Annotated in this window: 20 protein-coding genes and 3 tRNA genes; 12 read left to right on the top strand and 11 right to left on the bottom strand. The window is 53.5% G+C overall.

Features of this window, described 5'->3' with window-relative positions; genetic code table 11:
• Positions 1-80 precede the first annotated feature (80 nt).
• The 7 genes from Q8W32_RS00435 (at position 81) to Q8W32_RS00405 (ending at position 7707) form a co-directional block, all read left to right on the top strand.
• Entirely contained in the window at positions 81-1118 is a 1038-nt protein-coding gene (locus Q8W32_RS00435) for a branched-chain amino acid ABC transporter permease (protein WP_305413184.1), read from the top strand.
• Positions 1115-2947: a branched-chain amino acid ABC transporter ATP-binding protein/permease gene (locus Q8W32_RS00430; RefSeq protein ID WP_305413183.1), complete on the top strand. Its 1833-nt coding sequence runs from the start codon at positions 1115-1117 to the stop codon at positions 2945-2947. Before Q8W32_RS00435 ends, Q8W32_RS00430 begins: the two co-directional genes overlap by 4 nt.
• On the top strand, positions 2947-3744 hold the full coding sequence (locus Q8W32_RS00425; RefSeq protein WP_303434350.1) for an ABC transporter ATP-binding protein: 798 nt from the start codon (positions 2947-2949) through the stop codon (positions 3742-3744). Before Q8W32_RS00430 ends, Q8W32_RS00425 begins: the two co-directional genes overlap by 1 nt.
• A 64-nt stretch (positions 3745-3808) precedes the next feature.
• Positions 3809-4783, top strand: a complete 975-nt coding sequence (locus tag Q8W32_RS00420; RefSeq protein WP_303434351.1) for a ketopantoate reductase family protein — start codon at positions 3809-3811, stop codon at positions 4781-4783.
• Between the two features lie 65 nt (positions 4784-4848).
• Positions 4849-5610, top strand: a complete 762-nt coding sequence (locus Q8W32_RS00415; protein ID WP_305413182.1) for a class II aldolase/adducin family protein — start codon at positions 4849-4851, stop codon at positions 5608-5610.
• A gap of 333 nt (positions 5611-5943) precedes the next feature.
• Positions 5944-6426, top strand: a complete 483-nt coding sequence (locus Q8W32_RS00410; protein WP_303434354.1) for a MarR family winged helix-turn-helix transcriptional regulator — start codon at positions 5944-5946, stop codon at positions 6424-6426.
• Between the two features lie 342 nt (positions 6427-6768).
• Positions 6769-7707, top strand: a complete 939-nt coding sequence (locus tag Q8W32_RS00405; protein ID WP_303434355.1) for a nucleoside recognition domain-containing protein — start codon at positions 6769-6771, stop codon at positions 7705-7707.
• Between the two features lie 524 nt (positions 7708-8231).
• Here Q8W32_RS00405 and Q8W32_RS00400 read toward each other — a convergent pair.
• Positions 8232-11141 (bottom strand): hypothetical protein, encoded by a 2910-nt coding sequence (locus Q8W32_RS00400; protein ID WP_305413180.1) that lies wholly within the window; start codon positions 11139-11141, stop codon positions 8232-8234.
• Positions 11142-11414: 273 nt separating this feature from the next.
• On the opposite strand from Q8W32_RS00400, the gene Q8W32_RS00395 reads away from it, so the two are divergent.
• Both Q8W32_RS00395 and Q8W32_RS00390 read left to right on the top strand, forming a co-directional pair.
• Entirely contained in the window at positions 11415-12284 is an 870-nt protein-coding gene (locus Q8W32_RS00395) for a 6-carboxytetrahydropterin synthase (protein WP_305413179.1), read from the top strand.
• Between the two features lie 81 nt (positions 12285-12365).
• Entirely contained in the window at positions 12366-12725 is a 360-nt protein-coding gene (locus tag Q8W32_RS00390; protein WP_305413178.1) for a RidA family protein, read from the top strand.
• A 16-nt stretch (positions 12726-12741) separates the two neighbouring features.
• Here Q8W32_RS00390 and Q8W32_RS00385 read toward each other — a convergent pair whose 3' ends face one another.
• Entirely contained in the window at positions 12742-13305 is a 564-nt protein-coding gene (locus tag Q8W32_RS00385; RefSeq protein WP_305413176.1) for a DedA family protein, read from the bottom strand.
• 247 nt (positions 13306-13552) lie between these two features.
• Between Q8W32_RS00385 and purB the strand changes: the two genes are divergently transcribed.
• On the top strand, positions 13553-14917 hold the full coding sequence (gene purB / locus Q8W32_RS00380; RefSeq protein ID WP_305413175.1) for an adenylosuccinate lyase: 1365 nt from the start codon (positions 13553-13555) through the stop codon (positions 14915-14917).
• 119 nt (positions 14918-15036) lie between these two features.
• Here the strand turns inward: purB and Q8W32_RS00375 are convergent, their stop codons facing one another.
• Entirely contained in the window at positions 15037-16023 is a 987-nt protein-coding gene (locus tag Q8W32_RS00375) for a cytochrome-c peroxidase (RefSeq protein ID WP_305413174.1), read from the bottom strand.
• Positions 16024-16297: 274 nt separating this feature from the next.
• On the opposite strand from Q8W32_RS00375, the gene Q8W32_RS00370 reads away from it, so the two are divergent.
• Together Q8W32_RS00370 and Q8W32_RS00365 are read left to right on the top strand one after the other, a co-directional pair.
• Entirely contained in the window at positions 16298-17455 is a 1158-nt protein-coding gene (locus Q8W32_RS00370; RefSeq protein WP_305413172.1) for a cupin domain-containing protein, read from the top strand.
• A gap of 28 nt (positions 17456-17483) precedes the next feature.
• A complete protein-coding gene (locus Q8W32_RS00365; protein ID WP_305413171.1) occupies positions 17484-18446 on the top strand; it encodes a GNAT family N-acetyltransferase in 963 nt (320 codons plus the stop codon).
• 84 nt (positions 18447-18530) lie between these two features.
• Here the strand turns inward: Q8W32_RS00365 and kdsB are convergent, their stop codons facing one another.
• From kdsB to Q8W32_RS00325, 8 genes are all read right to left on the bottom strand, one after another.
• Positions 18531-19304 carry a 3-deoxy-manno-octulosonate cytidylyltransferase gene (gene kdsB / locus Q8W32_RS00360; RefSeq protein WP_305413170.1) on the bottom strand — a complete coding sequence of 258 codons (774 nt, stop codon included), beginning with the start codon at positions 19302-19304 and terminating at the stop codon, positions 18531-18533.
• Positions 19305-19417: 113 nt separating this feature from the next.
• A complete protein-coding gene (locus tag Q8W32_RS00355; RefSeq protein ID WP_303434365.1) occupies positions 19418-20425 on the bottom strand; it encodes an NAD-dependent epimerase in 1008 nt (335 codons plus the stop codon).
• Positions 20422-20991, bottom strand: coding sequence for an HAD family hydrolase (locus Q8W32_RS00350; protein ID WP_305413168.1), 570 nt, complete (start codon positions 20989-20991; stop codon positions 20422-20424). The genes Q8W32_RS00355 and Q8W32_RS00350 overlap by 4 nt, the downstream gene beginning before the upstream one ends.
• 292 nt (positions 20992-21283) lie before the next feature.
• A tRNA-Glu gene (locus Q8W32_RS00345) sits at positions 21284-21359 on the bottom strand.
• Between the two features lie 15 nt (positions 21360-21374).
• Positions 21375-21450, bottom strand: a tRNA-Ala gene (locus tag Q8W32_RS00340).
• Positions 21451-21558: 108 nt separating this feature from the next.
• Positions 21559-23079, bottom strand: a complete 1521-nt coding sequence (gene gltX, locus Q8W32_RS00335; protein ID WP_303434368.1) for a glutamate--tRNA ligase — start codon at positions 23077-23079, stop codon at positions 21559-21561.
• Between the two features lie 95 nt (positions 23080-23174).
• The gene (locus Q8W32_RS00330; protein ID WP_305413165.1) at positions 23175-24551 is read right to left on the bottom strand and encodes a hypothetical protein; all 1377 of its coding nucleotides are present in this window, start codon (positions 24549-24551) and stop codon (positions 23175-23177) included.
• Between the two features lie 948 nt (positions 24552-25499).
• Positions 25500-25587, bottom strand: a tRNA-Ser gene (locus Q8W32_RS00325).
• Positions 25588-25596: the final 9 nt, after the last annotated feature.

Genomic DNA, 25596 nt, shown 5'->3' with positions numbered 1-25596 from the left:
ATACTTATTTCGATACGTTTTTAATACGTTGATTTAATGTACCGGCTGCCTTCTCATTTCCATTTCACTGGGACAAAATCATGAACTTGCAAATAGCCATCCTGCTTGGCCAGGACGGCGTAACCAATGGAGCCATCTATGCGTTATTGGCTCTGTCTATTATTTTAGTGTTTACCGTGACGCGGATTTTGCTGATTCCGCTGGGCGAATTTGTCACATTCGGCGCCCTGACGATGGCGTCTTTTCAAGCCGGTGAGCCGACAGCATTGATGTGGGTCTTGCTGGGACTGACCCTGCTCGATGGCACTTTGGATGCCTGGGCAATGCGTGAGCGCGGTTTTGATACACGCAAACTACAAATTATTGGACTGAAACTGGGTTACGCCGCTGGCCTGGTGATCCTGATGCACAGCCTGACACTGGATCAAATCCCGATGTTTGCCCAGGCTTTGCTGACCATGTTGCTGCTGGTACCTATCGGCCCGGTAATGTATCGGATTTTCTTCCAGCCGATCGCCTCAGCCCAACCACTGGTGTTATTGATTGTTTCAATCGCGGTACACGTTGCCATGGTGGGTGTTGGCTTGTTGCTGTTTGGCCCTGAAGGTGCCCGCACCCAGCCGTTCACAGATACTGCTCTGTCGCTGGGGCCGGTGATGCTGAAAAGCCAGACCCTGTGGGTAATCCTGGTGTCCATTATCCTGATCGTATCCCTGTTCCTTGCGTTTGAACGCACGCTGTATGGCAAGGCCTTACGAGCCACCGCAGTCAATCGGATGGGTGCCCGCCTGATGGGTATCTCTCCGGACTTCGCCGGTAAGGCAACCTTTGCCCTGGCCGCCTTTATTGGTGTGTCATCGGGTATTCTGATCGCCCCTATCACCACGCTGTATTTTGACTCCGGCTTTATCATCAGCCTGAAAGGTTTTGTCGGCGCCATTATTGGTGGCCTGGTGAGTTACCCGGTAGCAGCCATTGGTGCCGTCGCGGTCGGAATGGTAGAAGCTTTTTCCATGTTCTGGGCCAGCGCCTATAAAGAAATTATCGTCTTCACACTGATTATCCCATTCTTGCTGTGGCGTTCTCTAACCAGTCATCATGTGGAGGACGACGAATGAAATCCCTCAATTTCCAATTAAGCAATATCCAATCCCGTAGCATTCTGGTGGTTTTCCTGCTGCTGGTCGCCTTTGCCCCCATGATTATGCCGGTGTATCAAATCACCCTGATGAACTACATCGGCCTGTACGCATTGGTGGTGTTAGGTCTGGTCTTACTGACGGGTGTCGGAGGCATGACCAGTTTTGGTCAGGCGGCATTTGTTGGCCTCGGCTCTTACACCAGCGCTTATCTGACCGCGACCCAGCAGTTACCAAGCTGGCTTGAATGGGCATCCGGTTCGCCCTGGCTGGCCTTGCTGGCAGGCCTGATACTGACCGGCCTGGTAGCCTTGCTACTGGGTGCCATGACCCTGCGGTTGTCCGGACATTACCTGCCACTGGGCACCATTGCCTGGGGTATCTCTATCTACTACCTGTTCGGTACGCTGTCATCATTGGGAGGCCATTCCGGTATCAGTGATTTGCCTGCCATTGAACTGTTCGGCCTGACGCTGGATAAGGGAGAAAAGATTTTCTACCTGATCTGGGTCGTGCTGCTGGCTGCTATCTGGCTGGTACAGAACCTGCTGAACTCCCGTGAAGGCCGTGCCATTCGTGCCTTGAAAGGAGGTCAGTTGATGGCTGAGTCCATGGGCGTCAATACCTTCCGCTCAAAACTGGTGGCCTTTGTTATTTCTGCCTTGCTGGCATCTATATCTGGTTGGCTTTATGCCCATTATCAAAGCTTTGTAAACCCATCACCTTTTGGTTTGAAAATGGGTATCGACTACCTGTTTATGGCATTGCTTGGTGGTATCTCCTCGGTTTGGGGTGCCTTGCTGGGAGCTGGCGTTCTGACCATGATGAAACAATGGCTGCAAGACTGGCTGCCGGTGCTGCTCGGCAACGATGGCCAGTACGATCACATTGTATTTGGCTTGCTGATTGTCTTTATGATGCAGCGCTCTCCGGGCGGCCTGTGGCCCATCCTGATGAAGTGGGCACCGGTGGCTTTCAAACCCAAGCGTGATCTGCTCGCCGGTACCGACGCGTCACCAGAGCTGGCCCGCCGTACTCTGCCCAACTCAGGTGATCTGATTCTCGAAGCGCGCAACGTCACCCGTAAATTTGGTGGCCTGGTAGCCAATAACGAAATGAGCCTGCAAGTGCATGCCGGTGAGATTCTGGCGCTGATCGGCCCCAACGGCGCAGGTAAAAGCACCATGTTCAACCAGTTGTCGGCAGTTGATACGCCCACCTCCGGGGAAGTGCTGTTCCAGGGTAAAAGCCTGTCCGGCAGCAACTCCCGCGAAGTGGCCAAAATGGGCATGAGCCGCACCTTCCAGCACGTCAAATTGCTGCCCACCATGACGGTATTGGAAAACGTTGCCATTGGTGCCCACTTGCGTGGTGAAAACGGCGTCGTTCGCTCATCCCTGCATATGGAACGCCTGCAAGAAGGCAGCTTGCTCAAAGAAGCCGCTCGCCAGCTGGAACGGGTGGGTCTGGGTGACTACCTGAATGAAGAAGCCGGTAGCCTGGCCTTGGGACAACAGCGCATTCTCGAAATTGCCCGTGCCCTGTGTGCCGACCCTTGCTTGCTGCTGCTCGACGAACCCGCCGCCGGGTTGCGTTATCTGGAGAAGCAGGCACTGGCGGAACTGCTCACCCGACTGCGCGGTGAAGGCATGGCTATCCTGCTGGTCGAACACGATATGGACTTCGTTATGGGTCTGGTGGATCGCATTGTGGTCATGGAATTCGGTCAGAAAATTGCCGAAGGTCTGCCGGAAGAAATCCAGACCAATCCTGCTGTACTGGAAGCCTACCTGGGAGGAGCTGACTGATGTCTAACCCTGTATCGCATAACGTCACCAACAAGGTTGCCAACAACGTCGCCAACAAAGTGCTGGATGTTCAGGGGCTGCGCGTTTCTTACGGCAATGTCGAAGCCCTCACCGGCGTCGATGTTACCGTCGGTGAAGGCCAGATTGTTACCGTGATTGGCCCCAACGGTGCCGGTAAAACCACGCTGCTATCAGCCATCATGGGCATCCTGCCCTCCAAGGGAAACATGAACTTTGATGGCACGGTGTACACCGTGCCAGAAGTCGAGACCCTGGTCGGCAAAGGCCTCGGCCTGGTGCCGGAGAAACGCGAGCTGTTTGGCACCATGACCGTCGCCGACAACCTGTTGCTGGGAGCCTTTCAACGCTATCGCCGAGGCGATACCGGTTATGAAACCACCCAGTCAGAGGTTTACAGCCTTTTCCCTCGCCTGTGGGAGCGTCGTCACCAACTGGCAGCCACGCTGTCCGGAGGTGAGCGGCAGATGCTGGCTATCGGTCGCGCCTTGATGGCCAAACCCCGCTTGCTGATGCTGGACGAACCCAGCCTTGGTCTGGCACCACTGATCACCCGAGAGATCTTCCGCATCTTTGCCGACTTGCGGCGTCAGGGTGTATCGATCCTGCTGGTGGAACAAAACGCCCGTGCCGCGCTGAAAGTCGCCGATTACGCCTATGTTCTGGAAGGAGGTCAGGTTGCCATGCACGGCCCGGCCGCCGAACTGGCCAACGACTCACGCGTGATCGATGCCTATTTGGGTCTGGCCAGCAAGCATCAGGAATTGCTCTCCAGCTAACACCTGATAGTCTCAAGGCCCGCGCAGGCGGGCCACTCTATCCATTTTGAACGGGAAGTATGTTATGCGCATCTGTATTGCCGGTGCCGGCGCGATCGGCTGCACCCTCGCCGCTCGTATCGCGGCTTCCGGGCAGCCAGTGAATGTTCTGGCTCGTGGGGCAACCCTGCAGCAGCTGCAACACCACGGTATCCGACTGAACGATCTCGATGGCGAGCACACAGTCAGTGTCCACGCCAGCGAGTCTGCCGAAGCCCTGGGGCCGCAAGACCTGATCCTGGTATGCACCAAAGCCCCTGCTCTTGGTGCTGTGTTCGCTCAAATACAGCCGATGCTTCACCCCGACACCGTGGTGATTCCTGTGGTGAACGGTTTGCCCTGGTGGTATTTCCGAGGCATCGAAAGCCGGTTTGCCAACGACCCGATCAAGGCCATTGATCCCGACGGCGAGCTGAACCGGTTGGTACCTCAACAGCACCTGATTGGCTGCGTGGTGTTTATTACCGCCACCCGTACTGCCCCCGGCATCGTCAACGCGGCCAACCCGCACTTGATGATCATCGGAGAAATCACCCATCAGTTGACCGACCGTCTGGAACGCATCCGGCAACTGATCGAACACGCCGGTATCGAAGCCCGCAGCACAGACAATATTCGCGACCAGATCTGGACCAAGGTCATCGCCAACCTGACCTCCAACCCATTGTCGGTCATCAGTGGTGCCACGCTGGAGCAACTCTACTCCGATCCGCAGCTGCAACCACTGGTGCGACGCGTATTGGACGAAACCTTGCTTGCCGCCGCATCCCACGGTGCCCGGGTTCGTTTTGACCCACAATCCATTATGGAAATGGGCACCGGCATGGGCGCCATCAAAACCTCCATGCTGCAAGACTTCGAAGCCGGAGCACCACTGGAGCTGGCCACCATCGGCCACGCAGTCGTAGAGGTTGCCGAAAAAACCGGCATCGATATGCCCACCACACGCCATATATTGGCGTTGGCCGAGTTTTTGTCCCAACAGCAGCGTAACGCTTGATCCACCGATAGCCATCAACAGCTATCTGAATATTAACGACCGTAGAATCACGAAGGAAATATGTTATGAAGCAGCAAATGATCCGCCCAGACAACATCAGCGACAGCGAATGGGATCTGCGTGTCAAACTGGCTCACTGCTACCATCTGATCGATTTTTTTGGCTGGACTGAGTCCATTTTTAACCATATTTCAGCCCGCTTGATGGATCAGGATGACTGTTACCTGGTAAACCCGTTTGGCCTCAACTACACCGAAATCACCCCGGCCAACCTGATCAAGGTAGGTGTCGACGGCAACAAGCTGGATGATTCCCCTTACGACGCCAACCCCGCAGGTTTTGCCTTGCATGGCGCTATCCATGGCGCCCGTGATGACATCCACTGCGTGATTCATACCCACACCAATGAAGTGTCTGCCATCGCCCAGAAAAAAATCGGCTTTACCCACAACGATTTTTACGGTGCCCAGCTGTTTGGTCGCGTTGGCTACCACGCCTTTGAAGGCATCACCCTGTTTCCGGAAGAGCGTAGCCGCATGCTCGACAGCCTTGGTGACAGACACATACTGGTCTTGCGTAACCATGGCATCGCCGTGGGCGAAATGGATATCGAACGCACCCTGTTCTTGCTTTGGACTGTCCAGCGCGCTGCCGAGATTCAAGTCACCGCCGGGGCACTGGGAGGTGAAGACAACCTGCTGGAAGAGTCCATCAGTCAGCGCTGTGCCGACCTGACCCAGATGCTGATCAAAGACAGTGGCTTTGCCAAAAAATTCTTCGACGCCATGGTTCGTAAAATGGAAGCCGAAAAAGGCCCAAGCTGGTAATACCCCCAGCCTGGCCTCACCGTTTTGAAAGCACCACCACAGAGTCGTCTTCTTTTTATCCGGTTTCTCATAACCAATAGCTGCCGGATAAAAAGGAAGCACTCTGTTTACCTCCCTCCTTCCTTTATCGGTGGTGGTGCTTTCTTTTTTTACCACACGTCTGGCCCTGCCAAAGCCACCATGGCAGCAGGTGCCAACCCGACAAAGTCATGACCGTGCACAGTATGCTCGGGGACTGTCGGGTTTCGCTTCCAGATTCATTGACTGTTCATGTAAAACTTTTGTACAGTTTCTGGCGAATTTATGCCCCCGAACCTCTGCCCGAGAGCAAGAATGACCAAACCGACCCGATCACCCCGCAGTCAGCGTTACAATCCTGCCAGCGAAGACTTCCACAAAGAAGATTTCCCGTTTTACTGGCTCGCCCGGGTTCATGGCCGTTATGTACTGGCGATGGAAAAGGCCTTGAAAAAAATCAAACTGGATATTCCACGCTGGCGTATCCTCTTTATCCTCAAGGAAGAAGGCACCTCGAGCATTTCTGAAATCGCCATTCATGCCGTTGCCAAATTGCCCACCGTTACCAAAACCGTCTACCGCATGAAAGACGATGGCCTGGTCGATACCCGCCAAAAATGCGACGATGGCCGAGTCACCGAAGTAACCATCACCGAAGAAGGTCGCCAGGCAATTGAAAATATCCAACTGGTCACTCACGACCTGTTCCGCGAAAGCTTCAAAGGCATGAGCGAAGCCCAGATCCAGCGCCTGAACAAATTACTGGAAACCCTGTTCCACAACTTGCCAGAGCATTAATTGCTTGTAATGACGCCTGTCGTGAGCCTTGTATTGACACCTGGTTGTAAACGTCGACATTACCCGTCACTGAACAGACACTGAGAGAATATTTTCCGCTATTAGCCGTGACCGCCGCCAAAGCCGTCACGGATACGCCATCCACGCGAACCAACCTCTCAGATCAACCTGCCAAGCCGCCCCAGCGCCAGCCCATAAAAATAATCTCCTACTATCAGCCACTACATATCGACGACCTGCTTTCGGTACGATAGCCTGCCGTCGCTTTGATATAACCGCCAGTCGCAGGCGCTACCTGCTTTTTATTACTGCGACCGGTCAATCGCCATTCAGGAACAGCCCATGGATCAGATCGCCACCACGATACTCAGCTCTGGCAAATCCGCCGTCGAACTGGCGTTATTCGTCTTACTGCCCATTATGATTGTGATGCTCAGCCTGATGCGCTGGATGGAAGCCACCGGCTGGCTTAACCGGATCGTCTCGATTACCGCCCCCCTGCTCAAGCCGTTCGGCCTGACAGGCCTTGGCGTCTTCGCCCTGATTCAGGTCATGATGGTGAGCTTCGCCGCTCCGCTGGCCACACTGGCCGTAATGGCCCGCACCGGCTCTGCGCCGCGCCATATCGCCGCCACCCTCGCCATGGTGCTGGCACTGGCCCAGGCCAATGTGGTGTTCCCGATGGCCGCTGCCGGATTGAATATCCCCGTCACACTGCTTATTGCACTGGGAGGTGGACTGGTCGCCGCCGCAGCCACCTACTACCTCTTTGGTCGCCACCTCAGCCTGCAAGAACTCAACCACGAACAAGACCTGATGCCCGAGACCGAACCCCCGCGCGGCATGATGGCCGTGATACGCCGCGCAGGCAGCGACGCCTGGGAAATTGCCATTGGTGCCTTGCCGTTACTCGTCGTCGCCCTGGTCGCCGTTAACCTGGTGCGACTGACCGGGGTCATCGAATTACTGGAGTCCGCCATGGCACCGCTCTTCCTGATGCTTGGCTACCCACCCGAAACCCTGGTTCTGGCCATTACCAAATACATTGCTGGCGGCACCGCCATGATGGGGATCGCCATGGACCAGATCGCCAATGGCGTTATCAGCCCACAACAAATCAACCTGCTGGCTGGATTACTGCTCTGCCCCCTCGATGTTGCCGGCGTTGCGATATTGCTATCCGCCGGCAAACCCGTCGCCGCCGTCGCCAAACCCGCAATTTATGGCGCCCTGATTGGCGTTGCGTTTCGGGTTGTATGCCATGCCGTGGTGTATATGTAGTTAGCGCCAATAACCCAAAACCACTCAGAAACACCACACTCACGCCCGCGACATGGCCGCCGCTATTTTCTGAGCGGCCTGTGCGGTAGTGAACCAAGGGGTTGCCTGGGCAGGTTTCAAGATATTTTTCTGAGCTGCCTGTGCGGCAGTGAACATGGAGCGTTTACGTTTGTTCCAGGCGCTTTTTTTCTGAGCTGCCTGTACGGCAGTGAACTGCAACAGAATAACAATATTCTTTTGTTGCTAAAGAGCTTCCTTGCTTTTATCTGTTTTCACCCTATTTTTCAGATGAATCCAAAACCCTTTAAAATCAAAGACTTGGAATGCAGGTACAAAAAAAGAGTCAGAACCAGGGGGCGTCGCAGTACTGCTTAACCCATATAAACACATACGCCCTCCCAGACGCTTGGCCGCATCGGGAAAACTGATACCAATGTCACCTGGAACAGTTTGGCTGCTGGTATGGTCAGTCGGAATAGCCAGCTACCCACACAGAAGGTGGGTAGCTGATTCAAGACCAGAGGTTATTGCAAGGTCTCGAAGGTGCCGTCGATATAGCGAACGATCCAGGTGCCATTTTCTTTGACAATACGTCCGTACACCACATCACGGTAGTTCAGGTAGAAAGTTGAGTCGTCGAAACTGTAGCTTTCATCCCACTCCGCTTCGTTAGATATCACGCAGAGTTCGTAGTCGCCTTCGTCGTTCACCAAGTAGGTGTACGGCAATGGGTCCACATCGTTGGAGGCATTCAGGTAGACCGTCAAGGTGCTGTCTACCGTGTCAGTGGTGCCATCGTCCAGCGACAGCGAGACGCCATCTTTGTAGATCGACAGGCTGCCGGTGGTCTCAAAGGTATAGTCGGTGCGATAGTTGAGGACGATACGATCAAGATCCGAACCACTGCCGATTGTTACATAACCGTTGCTTGAGGTGCTGCTGTAGTCATGGGATAGAGCTGCCGAGATGTGGTAGTCATCGCTGGTGGGGGCGTTGACGTATATATCCAGCAAGGTATCTGGCTGGTCATCCAGTTCCAGCGAGGTTTGCAGGCGGAGTGTGTTCAGCCCCAGGACCATCGGGTCATAGAGAGTACCATCCATTGATTCACCACTGGTGGCGAGGTCGTCCAGTACCAGGCAGCCGTTGCTGTCGGAGCTGTTGGCAGCCCACTCAACAAAGTAGGTGCCCCGCCCATCAATGGAGATACGCGACAGCGCACCGCTGGCCCACAGGTCGTTGACGTAATCGGTGAAATCAGCTTCGCCATAATAACGGCTGGTTGGTTCACAGGTGTCCACTTCCCAACTGCTGCCGTTTTGCTCCAGGTAACACTCTTCGGTGTCGTAGGTGTAAATCAGCTCATCTTCATCGTCGTCATCATCGGCATCGTATTCGTCTTCACGCTCGACGGTTGGATACAGGCGATAACGTATTGACTCTCCCAGCGGGATATAAATATCGAGGTATTCCACTTCTTCGCCACTGATGGTTTCAGTACCGGTGGCATAGCTCAGCAGGTCACTGGAGACAGAGCCTTTGGTGAAGTCTGTGCCGCTGTTCGGGGTAAAGAAGCCAGTAAAAGGAGCAAACACTTCGTCCGGATAATATTCGGAGGCGTTGGAAGCCGCAGCACCAATATACAGGTCGGCGTATTCGTCATCGTCGTCGTCATCCCCGCTGATTTCGTCGGATACCCGGCTGTCCATCACCACGGTATCGATATTGAAGCGCAGTTCTGAGGAATCATCTTGCGGATCACGTACGCCCCGATAGAACAGGCGGAAATAACCGTCAAATTCCAGTTCGTCATCGGTGCCTTCGGTGGTCTGGTCATAAAACTCGAAGTCGCCCCAGCGCAATTCATAGCCAATGATCTCGTTACTGCTGCTATCGGCCAGTTCTGAGACTTCATCGGTGAAATACACCCGTACCGCTGACGGCCGTTCGATGTCGTTATCATCGTCGTCGTCTTCATAATAGTGGTCGACGTTGAAGATCAGATCATTTTGCTGATAGGTTCCGACAATCAGTACGTCGATGGCATGGGAAGAGTCTGGCTCGTCATCGTCGTCGGTGGTGTTTACATCCGCGACCCGCTGGCTGACGGTAATATCACCATCGTTAAGCTTGAGTATGCCGGAAGATGCATCGTAGCTGTCGATACTGGTCAACCAGGTCATGCTGCTGTCTTGCGATGGACAACCGGCGCTCAGGTAACAGCTGGTGTAAAGTTCATAGGTATCCAAATAGGCATCAAGCAAGGCCTGGAATTCATCAGCGTTGTCTTCGCCGATGGCCTTGACCATATCCACGTAGGCATCGGCATCTTCCCGATAGCCGTCTTCAAAGAAGCTGTCTTCATAGGTGCGCAGGGTCTCGATAAAGGCCTTGGTACGCTGCAAGCCCAGTTCAAAGTCTTCGTAATCATCGGAGCCAACCAGGTTTTCGATCGTCTCGGGGATAATATCGGTCAGCTCGTCGTCTTCCAGTTCGGCAATATCGGCATCCAGCGTGGCGATAACCGTGGCAACATAGGTTGCTGCGGTGGTATCGGAAACCTCCAGAGCATCCAGGTTATCCCGTGCCAACTGCAGCAGTTCTGCCAGACTTACGGTCTGGCTGTCGCCGCTCTGCAACCACTGGCCGTCGTTACTGACCAGGTCGGCCCCTACGTCGGCTGCCAGCGTGTCTTCTCCGTCATAGCTCTCTTCCAGATGACTCCAGGCTGCAACCAATGCGCCGTACCGAATCTGGTCCAGCATGGTGGCCTGACTGTCATTCCAGTTATCTATCCGGGTAAGGTCTGCCGGGCGAGTGACCTGGATATCATCCACTCCAATCAAGCGCGACAACTGGGAAACCGATTGCACCACGGACCAGGCGGAGTAATAACCTGTTACGTCCCATTCACCAGTTGACTCAACGTATTGACGTTCGTACGCCAGTGTTGCTGCCAGGTCGGTAAAGGGTGTCAGGCGAACCCGTTCGTCTTCGTTCAGGTCATAGGCCACCGTACGCCACATTTCACCCACCGCACTGTAGCTTTCACCAAAGGCCACGGTGGTCTCGCCGTCAACACAGCCGTCCATCCATTGGCACAGGCGCGAGGTTGCCGTCACATCAAAGTCGGTGTCTTCAACCTTGCCTATCAGAGTGAATTGCTGGACTTCTTCCGCTGAGATCGTAATGGTGACTTCACTGTCTTCTTCCAGATCGTATTCTGCATAGCTCAGGCGGCTTTCGCTATCGACCGATACCTGACCGCCCTCGGTGATTGAGGTAGACCAAATATAAGCATCCTCAAAATCGCCCTGGTTGACCCAGACCTTGACTGACACGGTGGAACTTGAGCTGCTGCTGTCGGAACATCCAGATAAACCAGCTACCGCCAGCAGAGCTCCCGCCAACATCCCGCTATAACGCTTGTACATACGTAATCTGACCCTAACTTGTCTGACCAGGCTCGATGGTTGAAACTGACATCACGGCCAATCCCAGCGCCCGAGCCGAAAAATGGCTGTCATCATAGCAGGCTTTGGCCACTCCAACAGACCCGCCCTAACCCAGAATTGTCAGTATTTATCGATTCCAGACAGTGAATTGTCAGCAGCCACAACAAGGAGCTGGCAATGACTGTACCGCGAAGGATGCAGAGCGCGTTGCACTCGGCTAAAATGCCCGGCCAATTTGAGGTGACGCCATCTATGCAACTGTTCGTAAACCAGCTTACCAATGTCGATTTCAGCTACCTGGACGCCCAGCGCGGCCTGGTTGGAGAAACCTGGCTTGCCTCTGTCATACTGGACGGCATTCTGGACGAGCAAGGCATGGTCTGCGACTTTGGCATCGTCAAACAGACGCTGCGTTACTGGCTTGATGAACAGCTGGATCACCGCTTGCTGGTACCGGCACACTCTGACCGTCTCGAGTACCGTTGCCACGATGGCCGCATCACCCTGACCTGGCACGCAGATCAGGGAGATATCGAACTGGACTGCCCGGCAGATGCCGTCACACTGATCACTACAGACTGTATTACCGCCACCAGCACTTCGGCCTGGTGTCGCGAACAGCTCAAGGCCAGCTTCCCGGTCAACGTCGACCAACTGACACTGACCTTTGAACCAGAGCGTATCGACTCGGCGTTTTACCACTACAGCCACGGCCTTAAAAAGCACAACGGCAACTGCCAGCGTATCGCTCACGGCCATCGCTCACGGATCGAGATTTTCTGTAATGGTGAACGTTCGGACGAACTGGAACAGCAATGGGCGCAGCGCTGGCGGGATATTTATATCGGCACCAGCGCCGACCTTGTCGCCAACCAGGAAGAAGGTGAAGGTACCGGGCAGCACAAGGGCCGTTATCACTTTGCCTACGACGCCCCGCAAGGGCATTTTGAGCTGACCTTGCCGCAGTCACAGTGTTACCTGATAAACACAGATACCACCGTTGAGCTGATTGCCGAGCACCTTGCCAGCACCATTGCCACCGGTTTGCCCGGCCAGCACATTCTGGTACGCGCCTATGAAGGCATCAACAAGGGGGCGATCGCCCAGCGTCCGCAGGCCTGACAGCCACTCCGGCCAACCACCCGCCCATCGCTTATACCTCACCGCCGATAGACTGATCGGCGCTATCCAGGAGCCATAAATATGTCAGAGATTGAACGCATCCAAAGTACGGAACGCATGAGCCGCATCGTCAAACATAACCACACGGTTTATCTGTGTGGCCAAACCGCAGGCGACATTGACTGGGATATCAAGGAACAAACCCGTCGCTGCCTGCTCAAGATCGATAACCTGCTGCAAGAAGCGGGCAGCGGTCGCGACAAACTGCTGTCCGTGACGATTTACATCCGCGACATGAAAGACTTTGCCGCCATGAATTCCGTCTACGATGGCTGGATTGCAACCGTTGAAAAACCCGCGCGCGCCTGCGTTGAAGCCCGTCTGGCACGGGCAGAGATTCTGGTTGAGTTCAGTGTTATCGCGGCGCAACAACTGCCCTAACGACCGTTTCAGGCGTTCAGGCACCGTTCGCCATATTCTGCCGGATCTTGCGCTGACCCAACACAAAGACAGCCAGCGCCACCGGCAGTAACCACCAGAGCCAGTCGTGCATCTGTTCAGCGTACTGACTGCCCAGCCAGTACGCCACACCAAACAATCCCGCCGCCCACACCACAATCGACACCACATTGGCCACCGTAAAGGTAAGCCCGGGCACCCGTGCCAGACCGCAGGCGATATAGCCAAACGTGCGTAACCCCGGCATACAGCGAATCAGCACCAACTGGTGCCAGGGCGCTTGCTGCAACGGCGTCACCTGACGGCGGATCATATCGTGCTGGAATTTCTGCGCCAGCCAGGGCCAGACCAGCGCCCCGCGGCCCATCAGGTACAGCGCTGAATCCCCGATAAACATGCCACCACAGGTGGCAAGAAAGGCAACCTCCGGCTGCATCCGCCCACTGGCTGCCAGCATCGCTGCTCCGATAATGGCGAGGTCTTCCAGCATAAAAGTCGACACAATCACCATCAGTACCAACCAGGACGGATCGTGCGATACCGCCAGCATCGAATCGAGCATAAAAACAGACACACCTCAAACAGACACAGACAAAACCGGCGCCAGGCCAGCCCTTGAACGGCGGCATTCTATCACCATGAACCAGGCCATTTGCCGCTCCGGTATAAAAACTTCCGCCAACAGCTGAGAAATAACGGTTTTTCCGGTAGACTTTCGCGCCTTTTTCAACAACAAGGTAACGGCTGGCCAGCGCTTGATGCCATCGCCCCCTTGTCTTCAGCAATCTGAACTCCAGCGAGAAATGTCTATGGAACTGTCTGCACTTACAGCAATTTCACCAATCGATGGCCGCTACGGCAGCAAGACGTCGGCACTGCGCCCGATATTCTCTGAATTTGGATTGATCCGTGCGCGGGTTGAGGTGGAAATTCGCTGGTTGCAACGTCTGGCAGCTCACGAAGCCATTACCGAAGTACCGGCTTTCAGTGACAGCGCCAACGCCCTGCTTGACGGTATTGTTGCGAACTTCAGTGAAGACGATGCGCTGCGTATCAAAGCCATCGAAGCCACCACCAACCACGACGTCAAAGCGGTCGAATATTTCCTCAAGGAACAGATCGCCGACAACGCCGAGCTGAATGCTGTCACCGAATTCGTACACTTCGCCTGCACCTCGGAAGACATCAACAACCTGTCTCATGCCCTGATGCTGAAAGCCGGTCGCGCTTTGATCAGTACCGAAATGCAAGCAATTGCCAACGCCATCCGCGCTTTGGCCCATGAGCATGCCGCCGTGCCGATGCTGTCTCGTACCCATGGACAAACCGCTTCGCCGACGACGCTGGGCAAGGAAATGGCCAACGTTGTCGCCCGTATGGAACGTCAGATCAGCCAACTGGACCAGGTACCACTGCTGGGTAAAATCAACGGTGCGGTAGGTAACTACAATGCCCACTTCAGCGCCTACCCGGATGTAGACTGGCAAGCCAACGCTGACGCTTTTGTAACGTCTCTGGGGCTGACGTTCAACCCTTACACCACCCAGATTGAACCCCACGACTACATTGCCGAGCTGTTCGACACCATCGCCCGCTTCAACACCATTCTGATTGATTTTGATCGTGATATCTGGAGCTATATTTCATTGGGCTACTTCAAGCAGCGCACCATCGCGGGTGAAGTGGGTTCCTCGACCATGCCGCACAAGGTTAACCCGATCGACTTCGAAAACTCCGAAGGCAACCTGGGTATCGCCAACGCCATTTTTGGTCATCTGGCCGCCAAACTGCCGATCTCTCGCTGGCAGCGCGACCTGACCGACTCCACGGTATTGCGCAACATGGGGGTAGGTTCTGGTTATAGTCTGATTGCTTACGCCGCCAGTATGAAAGGCATCAGCAAGCTGGAAGTGAATGCACCACGTATCGCAGCTGACCTCGACAATGCCTGGGAAGTTCTGGCAGAACCAATCCAGACAGTGATGCGTCGTTATGGCATCGAACAGCCATACGAAAAACTGAAAGCCTTCACGCGCGGCAAAGCCATTACCCAGGATGCCATGGGCGACTTTATTGCCAGCCTTGAGTTGCCAGCAGCGGTGAAAGCAGAACTGAATGCCATGACGCCAGCCAGTTATATTGGCAACGCGGAGGCGCAAGCCAAGGCGGTCTGATAAACGCTGGGCTACTCCGGTAACCCGGGTAGCCAGAAAGACAACGGCGAGTCAGATTCATGACTCGCCGTTGCGCTACATCGCCTAAAACCCCACCGTCTTAAACCCAACGCCAGCCGTTAATCAAAGGGTTGTGGACGTGGCGTGCTGTCGGTGGATGGCGGCAAGATCGGCAACATAAAGGATGGTTGCTCGCCAGTCAGTGTTTTCAGGAAAGCCACTATCTGGGCATTTTCTGTATCACTGAAATGACGCCCCAGTTGCAAGCGCCCCATGATATCCACTGCCTCTGTCAGCGTGGCCGCTTCACCATCATGGAAGTATGGATAGGTCAGCTCGACATTACGTAATGTCGGCACTTTGAACTTGAAACGATCAATATCCTTACCCGTCACAGCCGCAACGCCTTCGGCCGGGTTATTGGTTTGATAAGCCTCTATCAGCCCCATTTTCTGGAACGAATTCCCTCCAACCGCAGGGCCATTATGACAAGCGACACAGCCAGAATCCTTGAACAAGGTGTAACCGGCTTTTTCATCACTGCTCAGCGCATTTTTATCTCCCCGCAACCACTGGTCAAAACGGGAATTGGGCGTTACCAGCGTTTTTTCAAATTCGGCAATCGCTGTAGTCACCTGATCGATGGTTAATTGACTGGTACCGAATACCTGCTTGAATTCTGCAACGTACTGGGGAATGGACTGCAAGACATCCACCGCCAGTGTATGGGTAAATGCCATTTCTCCCGGATTGGCAATCGGCCCACCGGCCTGCTCTTTCAGGTCGGCCGCCCGGCCATCCCAGAATTGGGCAATATTCATCCCCGAGTTAAGCACCGTAGGTGAATTGATCGGACCCTGCTGCCAGTTGTGGCCAATGGAGGTTTTCAGGTTATCCGTACCGCCCATACTCAAGTTGTGGCAAGAGTTACAGGATATAAACCCGGATTTTGACAACCGGGGATCAAAATAGAGTTTTTTACCTAACTCCACTTGCGCCTGCTTGACGTCTTTTACAGCTTCCAAGGGCTGTATTGGCCCTACAGCCTGGGCTGTAGCGACACAGCCAAGCATTACCAGCGATACCACTAACTGATATTTTTTCATTATGTATCTCTCCCTGAGCGTCACCACGTTGATGTCGTAACCGGCTTTGTTGTAACTGCTGTTATAGTTATGAATGCCCGGTTCATTGACAACCAGCTAATGAATCGGAACTTGAGAAAGATCAAAGAGGTAGCACAGTTCTTCGAGTCAAGTCCGTCAAAAAACAGGCTCCTTGCATCTGGCTGACAAAGCTCAAACAATACGCAGCTTGGACATTCATTATTTTGCGAACCCGTGAATGCCATGGGTTCGCCCTGGTCAGGAACACTCTTTTATGCATCTCCTTGGTGATCTTTCGGTTGCAGTATTCCTGCGTGATTACTGGCAAAAAAAACCGGTTGTTATTCGTCAGGCCTGGCCCGGATTCCAGCCTCTGCTGGCAGCCGATGAGCTGGCTGGCCTGTCACTGGAGTCTGAAATCGAGTCCCGACTGGTGATGGAAAATGGCCCTGCCGGCCCCTGGGAAATTCGCAAAGGGCCGTTCGACGAAGCCGCTTTTGCAGACCTGCCAGACAGCCACTGGACGTTACTGGTACAGGCTGTGGATCACTGGATTCCGGAAGCGGCCGATTTGCTGGAGCATTTTCGCTTTCTGCCGGGCTGGCGTGTCGACGACCTGATGATCAGCTACGCCGTGGATGGCGGCAGTGTTGGCCCTCATTACGACCAGTACGACGTCTTTTTATTACAGGCCGAAGGTCAGCGAGAATGGCGTATTGGCCAGATGTGCAACGATGAATCCCCGATTATACAAGGACCGATGATACGGGTTCTGGCCGGGTTTGAAGAAACCGACCGCTGGGTGCTGGATCCGGGCGATATGCTGTACCTGCCGCCACAGCTGGCCCATTACGGCATCGCCCAGGGCGAGTGCCAAACCTATTCGATCGGCTTCCGTGCCCCCAGTGTCGCCGAACTGGCGCAGTTTGCACTGGATCAGGTATTAAGCAACAGCAGCGAAGATCAACGTTACACCGATGCCGATTACACTGCTCAGGAAGGCAATCCGGGCGAAATATCCGCCGCTGCCAAAACGCGTCTGGCCAAACTCCTGCAAGACATGCTGATGCAACCGGATCATCTGGGAGACATTCTTGGCACTTTAATGACAGAACCCAAATACCCGGAGCATCAATCCGAACGATTGAATGATGACGACTGGGAAGCATGGCGCAGCCAGCATCGGCAACTACCCGATTTACGCAAAAGTGAGCATGCTCGCTTTGCCTATCAGAAAACTGCCAGCGGCCTGGTATTTTACGCCCAGGGGAAAACATCAGTACTCGATAACGACGACCTGGAACTGGCGCAATTACTCAGCAGCCGCAACCAATATCCCCGTGAGCAGATGGCCGATGTCCCCTGCTCCAGACAAGGCTATGAACTACTGCGCCACCTCTGGTTACAACAACTGATTTATCAGGTTGAATGATGCCGATACTAATAAGAAGGAGACAACCATGAGCATTCGTATGGTGCGTACTAACTGGGCTGACCACCAGCAAGGCATCCGGGATGTCCGAGACCGGGTCTATATTCAGGAGCAACAAATTCCACCGGAGGAAGAATGGGATGAAGCCGCAGACCAGGTCGCTCACTATGTGGTCGCCCAGGATGGTGATCGCACTATCGGCTGCATTCGCCTGTTCGATGACGGTCATTTTGGCCGCTTGGCTGTCTTGCCGGAATACCGTTCAGCGGGTATTGGCCAACAGCTGGTTGAAGAGGTCAAGGCATTGGCAGAATCGATGTCCATGCCTCTCTTGCTGGCCAGTGCACAATGCACCGCCATGAGCTTTTATTGGCAACTCGGCTTCTATAACGATGGTCACTTTTACCTCGATGCAGGCATTCCTCATCTGGATATTGCCTTGCCTCTGAACACCAGCCTCCCACCGGAAGATTATCAATACGCCTACCGCATCGGTCAGGACAACAACCGGCACACACTTAGCAGTGCCTGCGAGGTTTTGGGATTTTTACTGACCCAACTGTCCCAGCAACCCACTTCTGTCATGCTGGCCTTGTCTGATCCAGAAAATCCCTACTGGCATCATCCCTTGCTGATTTCAGCATTGGTCAAATATTTACGCCAAGGAAAACACCGGGCCATCCATTTGGTTATCCGGCACGACAACCACATTACGGACTTACCACTGTTCACCATGGCACGCCGAGTGGACAGCAAGGTTAAAGTCATGGTCAATAGTGATGTCGATCAGACCCAGGGCGTATTCGGGCGAGAAAGCTGGTTTGCTGAAGATCAATCCCAAACCGGGTCGGAAGCGAGCCAGAGGGCGCGCCCTATGCAACTGCAAGCGAATGCCGCCGATGCCAGAACGACCTGGACAATCCAGCAAGCTTTGACAAACAGCTTTAACAGCGGCAACCCCAGCAAAGAGTTACCGCTACGACACTTGTAATCGAATGGTGATTGTTCGCCGCACGGGTATTGGCAAATAGTGCCAGGGGCGGCGACACCACCCCGTCAGGTAACCTGAAGAGAGTTAGTCGGCAGCCATGGCTGCCAACAACTGCTCAACCCGAGCAACATCGCTTGGCGTATCGATACCATGTCCCGGTGGCTCATCAATCACCGACAGATGAATACGGACGCCATACCAGAGCGCCCGGAGTTGCTCCAGTGACTCAGCACCTTCCAGCGCGCAAGGTTCCATCGAGGTGTATTGCTTCAGGAACGAAACCCGATAGCCGTACATGCCCAAGTGGCGATATAAAGGCAGCTTGGTGGTCATTACTCCGGGATTGGCCTTGTAGCCATCGCGGTCCCAGGGAATACTGGCGCGGCTGAAGTACATGGCAAACCCGGCACGATCCAGCACGACCTTGACGACGTTGGTATCAAATGCATCGTCATCATCATGAATCGGCGTGCACAATGAGCTCATGCCCGCTTCCGGACGATCCAGCAAGCTCGCCGCAGTTTTTTCAATCAACTGCTGGGGAATCAACGGCTCATCCCCTTGCAGGTTGACAATCACATCCTGATCTTCCCAGCCCCGCACCCGGGCGACCTCTGCAATGCGCTCAGTGCCATTTTCATGGTCCACCGAGGTCATGACCACATCGGCTCCAAACCCACGGGCTACATCAGCGATACGGTCATCATCAGTCGCGACCACGATGTCTTTAATGCCGGTCTCCAATGCGCGCTCATACACATGCTGGATCATGGGTTTACCGGCCAATTCAATCAGAGGTTTACCCGGTAAGCGGCTGGAAGCGTAGCGTGCTGGAATAACGATTTTGTAGTTTTTCATAACCTCAATCCGAGAGACCTGTGTCCAATACGTGCGTCAATTGTCTGCTGGCGCGAAAAGCACTAACCCTGAAATGGGCATCCACTGTGTGATCTGCCCTGGCAGCTGTCACATCACAAACCGTGATACTGACGATACCAGCCCACAAACCGCTCCATGCCATCGACCAGGCGCGTATTCGGAGCAAAATCCACGGCGGCAATCAAGTCATCGACCTCAGCATGGGTGGCCACAACATCACCAGGCTGCATGTCCATATAGTTGATCTTGGCCTTCACGCCCAGTGCATTTTCCAGTGTGGAGATAAATTCACCCAGCTCGATGCTGTTGTGATTGCCGATGTTATAAATTTTATAGGGTGCCGTGCTACAGCTTTTATCGCCGCTTTCCACCGTCCAGCCGTCAACGCCTGTGGGGATACGCTCAGTCACTCGCACCACGCCTTCAACGATATCATCGATATAGGTGAAGTCCCGCCGCATCTTGCCGTAGTTATAAACATTGATGGGATTGCCCGCCAGAATGTTTTTGGTAAAGCCCCAGGCGGCCATATCCGGTCGTCCCCATGGGCCATACACAGTAAAAAAGCGCAATCCGGTAATCGGCAGGCCATATAAATGAGCGTAGGTATGCGCCATCAATTCGTTGGATTTTTTGGTGGCGGCATACAAGGAGACAGGATGATCAACACTGTCCGAAGTGGCAAACGGCAGCTTGCTGTTCAGACCATACACCGAGCTTGAGGACGCAAACACCAGATGCGGCGTTTGTTGATGCCGACAGGCTTCCAGTATATTGACAAATCCCACCAGGTTGCTGGCAACGTAGACATCAGGATGATCAATGGAATAACGCACCCCGGCCTGAGCCGCCAAATGCACCACCCGATCAAACTGGTGACTGTCAAACAGGTTGGTCATGGCAGCCTTGTCGGCCAGGTCCATTTTGACGAAGGTAAAACCATCTTGTTCGCCGACCCACGCAAGGCGCGCACGTTTCAGAGCAACATCGTAATAATCATTGAGATTATCGATTCCGACAACCTCATACCCTTTTGCCATCAGGCGCCTGGCCACATACGACCCGATAAAACCAGCAACGCCGGTTACCAGAGCTTTCATCCTTTCTGTTCCTCAAATTCAGGCAGCATCGCCTTGATATAGGCATCTTCCAGTGGCATTTGACTGCCAAGGATCAGATCAGCCACTTCTCGCGCCACACCACAGCCTCCAGCGGCCTGTGTGACGTGTGCAGCACGCTGCTGCACCATCCAGAACGCGTCGGCCGGAGCCATTGGCAGGCCGACCCGGGTCATGACTTTCAGATCGATCACATCATCACCGACATAACAGACCTGACCCGGAGTAATCCCCAACTGCGACATAACCTCTTCCAGGCAAGGCCATTTGTCTTTGCTGCCAGGGTAAAAATGCCGAACCCCCAGGTCTCGGGCACGTCTCGCCAAGGCATCAGAGCTTTTGGCAGAAATGATCGCTGTGGCAATTGCAAATTTCTCGAGCAGCTTGATGCCCACACCATCTTTGACATTAAAGTGCTTTACCAGCTCACCATCACCACTGTAGGTCAGCGTGCCATTGGTTAACACACCGTCAACATCAAATACCACCAGTTTGATCATGGCGGCTCGCTGCTGCAGTGCTTCCGGCAAGGGATTGGTCCAGGACATGAAAATTCCTCTGTGCAAGTATCTTGTCGCCCACTGGTTGATCACACAGTATCAGGTACCAGAACGGCGAACTGGTGGGCATTGTACCTTGCTGTCATTGTCAGTGCACATAAGCCGGTCAGCGGCCAGCCACGATCACTAACAGATGGTAGACACACCAACCGCCAACACGCCTGATTTGGCTTTTGGCCCAGTCGGCAGATGCAAGCGTGAAGGGGTAAAATTATATTCGCCAAATGACAGGCACAAAAAAAGCGGCTATCTGCCGCTTTCTTCTGATGCCAAATAGAGTTGGCATCCCCAAGGGGATTCGAACCCCTGTTGCCGCCGTGAAAGGGCAGTGTCCTAGGCCTCTAGACGATGGGGACATATTTTTTGAGATTTGGTGGAGCCTAGCGGGATCGAACCGCTGACCTCAACACTGCCAGTGTTGCGCTCTCCCAGCTGAGCTAAGGCCCCGTCTCAAAACGTGTGCGCATCTTACTTAGAGACCCTGTGGCCGTCAACTACTTTTTTAAAATAAATGTAAAAATAATCACTTGGCCTGATACGCAGGCCGTTACCAGCTTATTCGGCAGCCGCACGCTCAAGCAGAACCTGATCAATCGCACGCGCAATCCCGAAGTAATCCTTTTCCATTTTCTTCAGCCGCTTCTTGCCCACACCACCCAGCACATCAATCGCCACACGCAAACGCGCCCGACTCATATCCGGCCCGAGCAAGGTCATTGAATCCAGTACCGATATAGTCGAGGAGGTGCCCGCAATGGCAATAAAAAACGGAAACAGAAAATCACGGACTTTCAGATCCAGCTGCCCAGCCAGAGCAAACAAGCGCTGTTCAATTTCAGGCTTGTCCCAATGACGAATGGCTTCCAGCTGCCACAACCCAAACTGCAGGGTCTGCAACCGTTTTTCATCATCGTAAGCCTTGTGATCAAACTGCTCAGCAGTCAGCGCAGGCAAGCCAGACAAAAAATGCCCTGCCAGCGGCACAACATCCGAGAACACATCAACACGAGGCTGAACATGGGGCACCAGCGGCAGCATGTTTTCAGCACGCAAGCCCCAATTGGCGAATTGCTCACAAAAGGCCTCCGGTGACAAACCACGCAGCCACAGACTGTTCAGCCAGCGTAATTTATCGACATCAAATACCGGCCCACCCAAAGAGACACGCTTGATATCAAAATTGGCAAACATCTCATCACGACTGAACTGTTCACGCTCATCCGGCATCGACCAGCCCATACGCCCCAGATAATTCAGCAGCGCTTCCGGCATAAACCCCATGCGCTCATAAAACATGATAGAGGTTGGGTTTTTACGCTTGCTCAGCTTGGTTTTATCCGGATTGCGCAACAACGGCATATGACACAGCTGCGGCATTTCCCAACCAAAGTACTCATACAGCAGCTTGTGCTTGGGAGCAGAACTGATCCACTCTTCACCCCGAATCACATGGGTAATGGCCATCAAATGGTCATCGACTACGTTCGCCAGATGATACGTAGGCATACCATCGGATTTCAGCAAGATCTGCGCATCCACCTGTGCCAGGTCGAGTTCAATCGGGCCACGCAGCATGTCATTGACGACACAAATGCCGGCTTCCGGTACTCGCATACGCACAACAAAAGGAGCATTGTCTGCCTCACGGCGCGCCACTTCATCCGCAGGCAGTTCCAGGTCGGAGGCTTTTAATGCTGTATTTTTACCCTCGGCTTCACGCTGAATGCGCAAGTCATTCAACTCTGCTGCCGTGCGGTAACATTTGAATGCACAGCCTTTATCCAGCAGCTGCTGTACATGATCGAGGTAAATATCGCGACGCTCACTTTGGCGGTATGGCCCATGAGGGCCGCCCACATCCGGGCCTTCATCCCATTCCATCCCTAACCAGCGCAGGCTGTCGAGAATGGCCTGTTCGGACTCCGGCGAGCTGCGCTGCTGATCCGTATCTTCAATACGCAATAAAAACTGACCACCATGCTGGCGGGCAAATGCAAGATTGAAGAGTGCAATATAAGCGGTGCCAACGTGCGGATCGCCAGTTGGAGAAGGCGCAACTCGGGTGCGGACTGTCATGATGTCTCTCAAAACCAGATGAATTCAGCCCGGGATTATAGAGAAATAGACAGCAACTGGCACGGACTGTCGATCAATTCAGCCACGCCAAACCACTAAACCACAGAGACCTGGCGAGGTTCGGGATCGATAGACGCCAAGCATTCACCAACACAGTCACTCTGCAGATACGACGTGACCTTCTCCGCGATTCCGTGACATGCCTGTGTTATTCCATCTTCCACATAAAAATCACCGGCAACCAAGGCTTCTTGCTTCAGCCACTCGAGATAGCCACGCCGTATCGACAGCTCTGCCACATAATGGCAAGTCCAGAAGTGATCAAAATCCGGCTGCCCGTTGGCACACACCGCCAACACCGGATTGGCGTAAACAGCCTTGCCAATCACCAGCAAGGGAATACCGTGGTGAATGGCCGACAAACCAGAAGTGCTATTGATCGTAATCATACCGGCCGCATGGCGAGCCAATAACCCCAATGACCCGGTATCAATAATATCCACCCGATCGCCAACGCCCAGCCGTTGCGCCTCCTCGGCGATAAACGACAAGTAATCACAGTGGCCTCGCTCCAGAGGATGTATTTTGAAGACAAGGCGGGTATTTAAAGGCGCGGTGACTGCGAACGACCTCATAGAGGAAGAGATCAACCGCATTGAATTCCAGCCAAGCGCGGCTGCTTGCATATTAGAGTCCGCAGAAACTTGCAGTGGTACCAGAAAAAAATGCTTGTCCCAATGCTCAAGTAATCGCTGGATCGTGGCAAAATTATTTCCCTGGCCAGCCAAACGCCGATACGCATTCCGTCCCCAACGAAAACACTCTTCCCACCAGTGAAAGCGGCGATGAAAGAGCTGTTTTTGAGCACCAATACTCAAAAAAGTGCGAATGCCATAATACATCGCCCCATAACGGCTCATTTTTCCGAAACTTTTGTATGGCACTCCCACTTCCGTCGTTCTTTCTTGCGGAGAAAAAAACACATCAGGCGTCACACCAGCCAATGGCGAACTGGCATTATTACCACCCTCTTCCATCGTCACAAAACCAGGTCGGATATACCCCTCTTCAAGCGACAACACCCGGATACCCAAACGCTCCGCCAACTGCCGGGCAATACGATGAGCCGGACGCTCGGACCCAAACAAGATAATGACATCAGGACGAGAAACGTGAAGGTATTTTCTTAACCAACGGCGCCATTCAATAAACCCGCCACTGAAATAAATGCGATTCTTACGGCAGGAATACAGCAAGTCCGCCGGATTAAAACAAACCCGGTTGACATCCATACCTTCAGACGTCAAATAACGCTGCAATCGCTTGAAAAATGGCCCAACAGGCCCTTGCAGTAGCAATACCTTGCCGTTATCGGAAGCCGCTTTACTGCTCGGATGACTTTTTTTGGATAATGACTCAGCTTGCATCAATGCCTGATGCAAGTGTGATGCGTCATCCGTAACAACCTTCATTGACCTGGCTCCATACCAACCATCTCATTGCTCAAGTATCCATTCGTGGCACAAACACAAACAGCACATTCAAAAATACGCACCAACCCAACCAGGTCATCAACCAAACCAAGAGCCTGCCAGGTAGAGCGACAGCCTGCTTCGGCTTCTCCCAAATGGTGTCGTTCATACATTAAAAAGAGCATTTGCCATCCAAATCAACACGTTACCTGTCGTATTCCGTATTAGCTGTCAGAGTGACAAGCAATTATCATGCAACAATCCGGACATCATCAACAATGATCGACAAAATACCAAACCGATTTCAGAACTGATCTCACTGGAATTTGATGATACAGCATCTCGAAACACAGTACCGCGTGCCAGGTTCAAAAATCACACAAACAAGTTGTTATCCCCAATACTACTATCCGAATTTTTCACCCAACATACTTCCGCACGCTCAACATACCCCGTCACCCCCGAATTTCACAACCAGACCTCCAAGCGACACCCAAACAGACCAGCTTGATCACGGCCATGATCCAGTCAACCAGCCAGAACACAGCGCCCAGATGAATCCCGGCAAGCGGACAAAATCAGATGATTGATCCAACAGAAACTCAAGCCAGCAAAATGCCTGTTCGAGCGTTACGAATACAGCTCAGAATAGAAAAAAGAAGGGAATACAACAGATCACTTATTAAACGACTTCCAGGTCACTGCCCCGGGATAGAAGATAAATACTTCCACCAACCTGAAAAGCCCTTTCCAGAATTAACGGGATATTTGTAACGTCCCTGATCAGTATCCAGTGCAGCAAACAACTTTTGACCAAATGCGGAGACACCAATCCAGAAGGCACCACCTGCACACAAAAACAACGTATTCAGGATGACAGGATGATGAGTAACTTGCCGAACAAAAAAAGCCCCAGCTATTAAAAGCTAAGGGCTCTTTATTGAATAATGGCGGTGAGGGAGGGATTCGAACCCTCGATACCTTGCGGTATACACACTTTCCAGGCGTGCTCCTTCAGCCACTCGGACACCTCACCTTACGTCAG

This window comes from Oceanobacter sp. 3_MG-2023 (genome assembly GCF_030688925.1).
Classification (GTDB): Bacteria; Pseudomonadota; Gammaproteobacteria; order Pseudomonadales; family Oceanobacteraceae; genus Oceanobacter.
The sequence above is the reverse complement of the archived record's forward strand: the minus strand, read 5'-3'. Positions and strand labels throughout refer to the sequence as shown.

Bases quoted from the DNA above. Each gene is read 5' to 3' on its own strand.
- Q8W32_RS00435 (WP_305413184.1), top strand. From the start codon at position 81: ATGAACTTGCAAATAGCCATCCTGCTTGGCCAGGACGGCGTAACCAAT.
- Q8W32_RS00430 (WP_305413183.1), top strand. From the start codon at position 1,115: ATGAAATCCCTCAATTTCCAATTAAGCAATATCCAATCCCGTAGCATT.
- Q8W32_RS00425 (WP_303434350.1), top strand. From the start codon at position 2,947: ATGTCTAACCCTGTATCGCATAACGTCACCAACAAGGTTGCCAACAAC.
- Q8W32_RS00420 (WP_303434351.1), top strand. From the start codon at position 3,809: ATGCGCATCTGTATTGCCGGTGCCGGCGCGATCGGCTGCACCCTCGCC.
- Q8W32_RS00415 (WP_305413182.1), top strand. From the start codon at position 4,849: ATGAAGCAGCAAATGATCCGCCCAGACAACATCAGCGACAGCGAATGG.
- Q8W32_RS00410 (WP_303434354.1), top strand. From the start codon at position 5,944: ATGACCAAACCGACCCGATCACCCCGCAGTCAGCGTTACAATCCTGCC.
- Q8W32_RS00405 (WP_303434355.1), top strand. From the start codon at position 6,769: ATGGATCAGATCGCCACCACGATACTCAGCTCTGGCAAATCCGCCGTC.
- Q8W32_RS00400 (WP_305413180.1), bottom strand. From the start codon at position 11,141: ATGTACAAGCGTTATAGCGGGATGTTGGCGGGAGCTCTGCTGGCGGTA.
- Q8W32_RS00395 (WP_305413179.1), top strand. From the start codon at position 11,415: ATGCAACTGTTCGTAAACCAGCTTACCAATGTCGATTTCAGCTACCTG.
- Q8W32_RS00390 (WP_305413178.1), top strand. From the start codon at position 12,366: ATGTCAGAGATTGAACGCATCCAAAGTACGGAACGCATGAGCCGCATC.
- Q8W32_RS00385 (WP_305413176.1), bottom strand. From the start codon at position 13,305: ATGCTCGATTCGATGCTGGCGGTATCGCACGATCCGTCCTGGTTGGTA.
- purB (WP_305413175.1), top strand. From the start codon at position 13,553: ATGGAACTGTCTGCACTTACAGCAATTTCACCAATCGATGGCCGCTAC.
- Q8W32_RS00375 (WP_305413174.1), bottom strand. From the start codon at position 16,023: ATGAAAAAATATCAGTTAGTGGTATCGCTGGTAATGCTTGGCTGTGTC.
- Q8W32_RS00370 (WP_305413172.1), top strand. From the start codon at position 16,298: ATGCATCTCCTTGGTGATCTTTCGGTTGCAGTATTCCTGCGTGATTAC.
- Q8W32_RS00365 (WP_305413171.1), top strand. From the start codon at position 17,484: ATGAGCATTCGTATGGTGCGTACTAACTGGGCTGACCACCAGCAAGGC.
- kdsB (WP_305413170.1), bottom strand. From the start codon at position 19,304: ATGAAAAACTACAAAATCGTTATTCCAGCACGCTACGCTTCCAGCCGC.
- Q8W32_RS00355 (WP_303434365.1), bottom strand. From the start codon at position 20,425: ATGAAAGCTCTGGTAACCGGCGTTGCTGGTTTTATCGGGTCGTATGTG.
- Q8W32_RS00350 (WP_305413168.1), bottom strand. From the start codon at position 20,991: ATGTCCTGGACCAATCCCTTGCCGGAAGCACTGCAGCAGCGAGCCGCC.
- gltX (WP_303434368.1), bottom strand. From the start codon at position 23,079: ATGACAGTCCGCACCCGAGTTGCGCCTTCTCCAACTGGCGATCCGCAC.
- Q8W32_RS00330 (WP_305413165.1), bottom strand. From the start codon at position 24,551: ATGAAGGTTGTTACGGATGACGCATCACACTTGCATCAGGCATTGATG.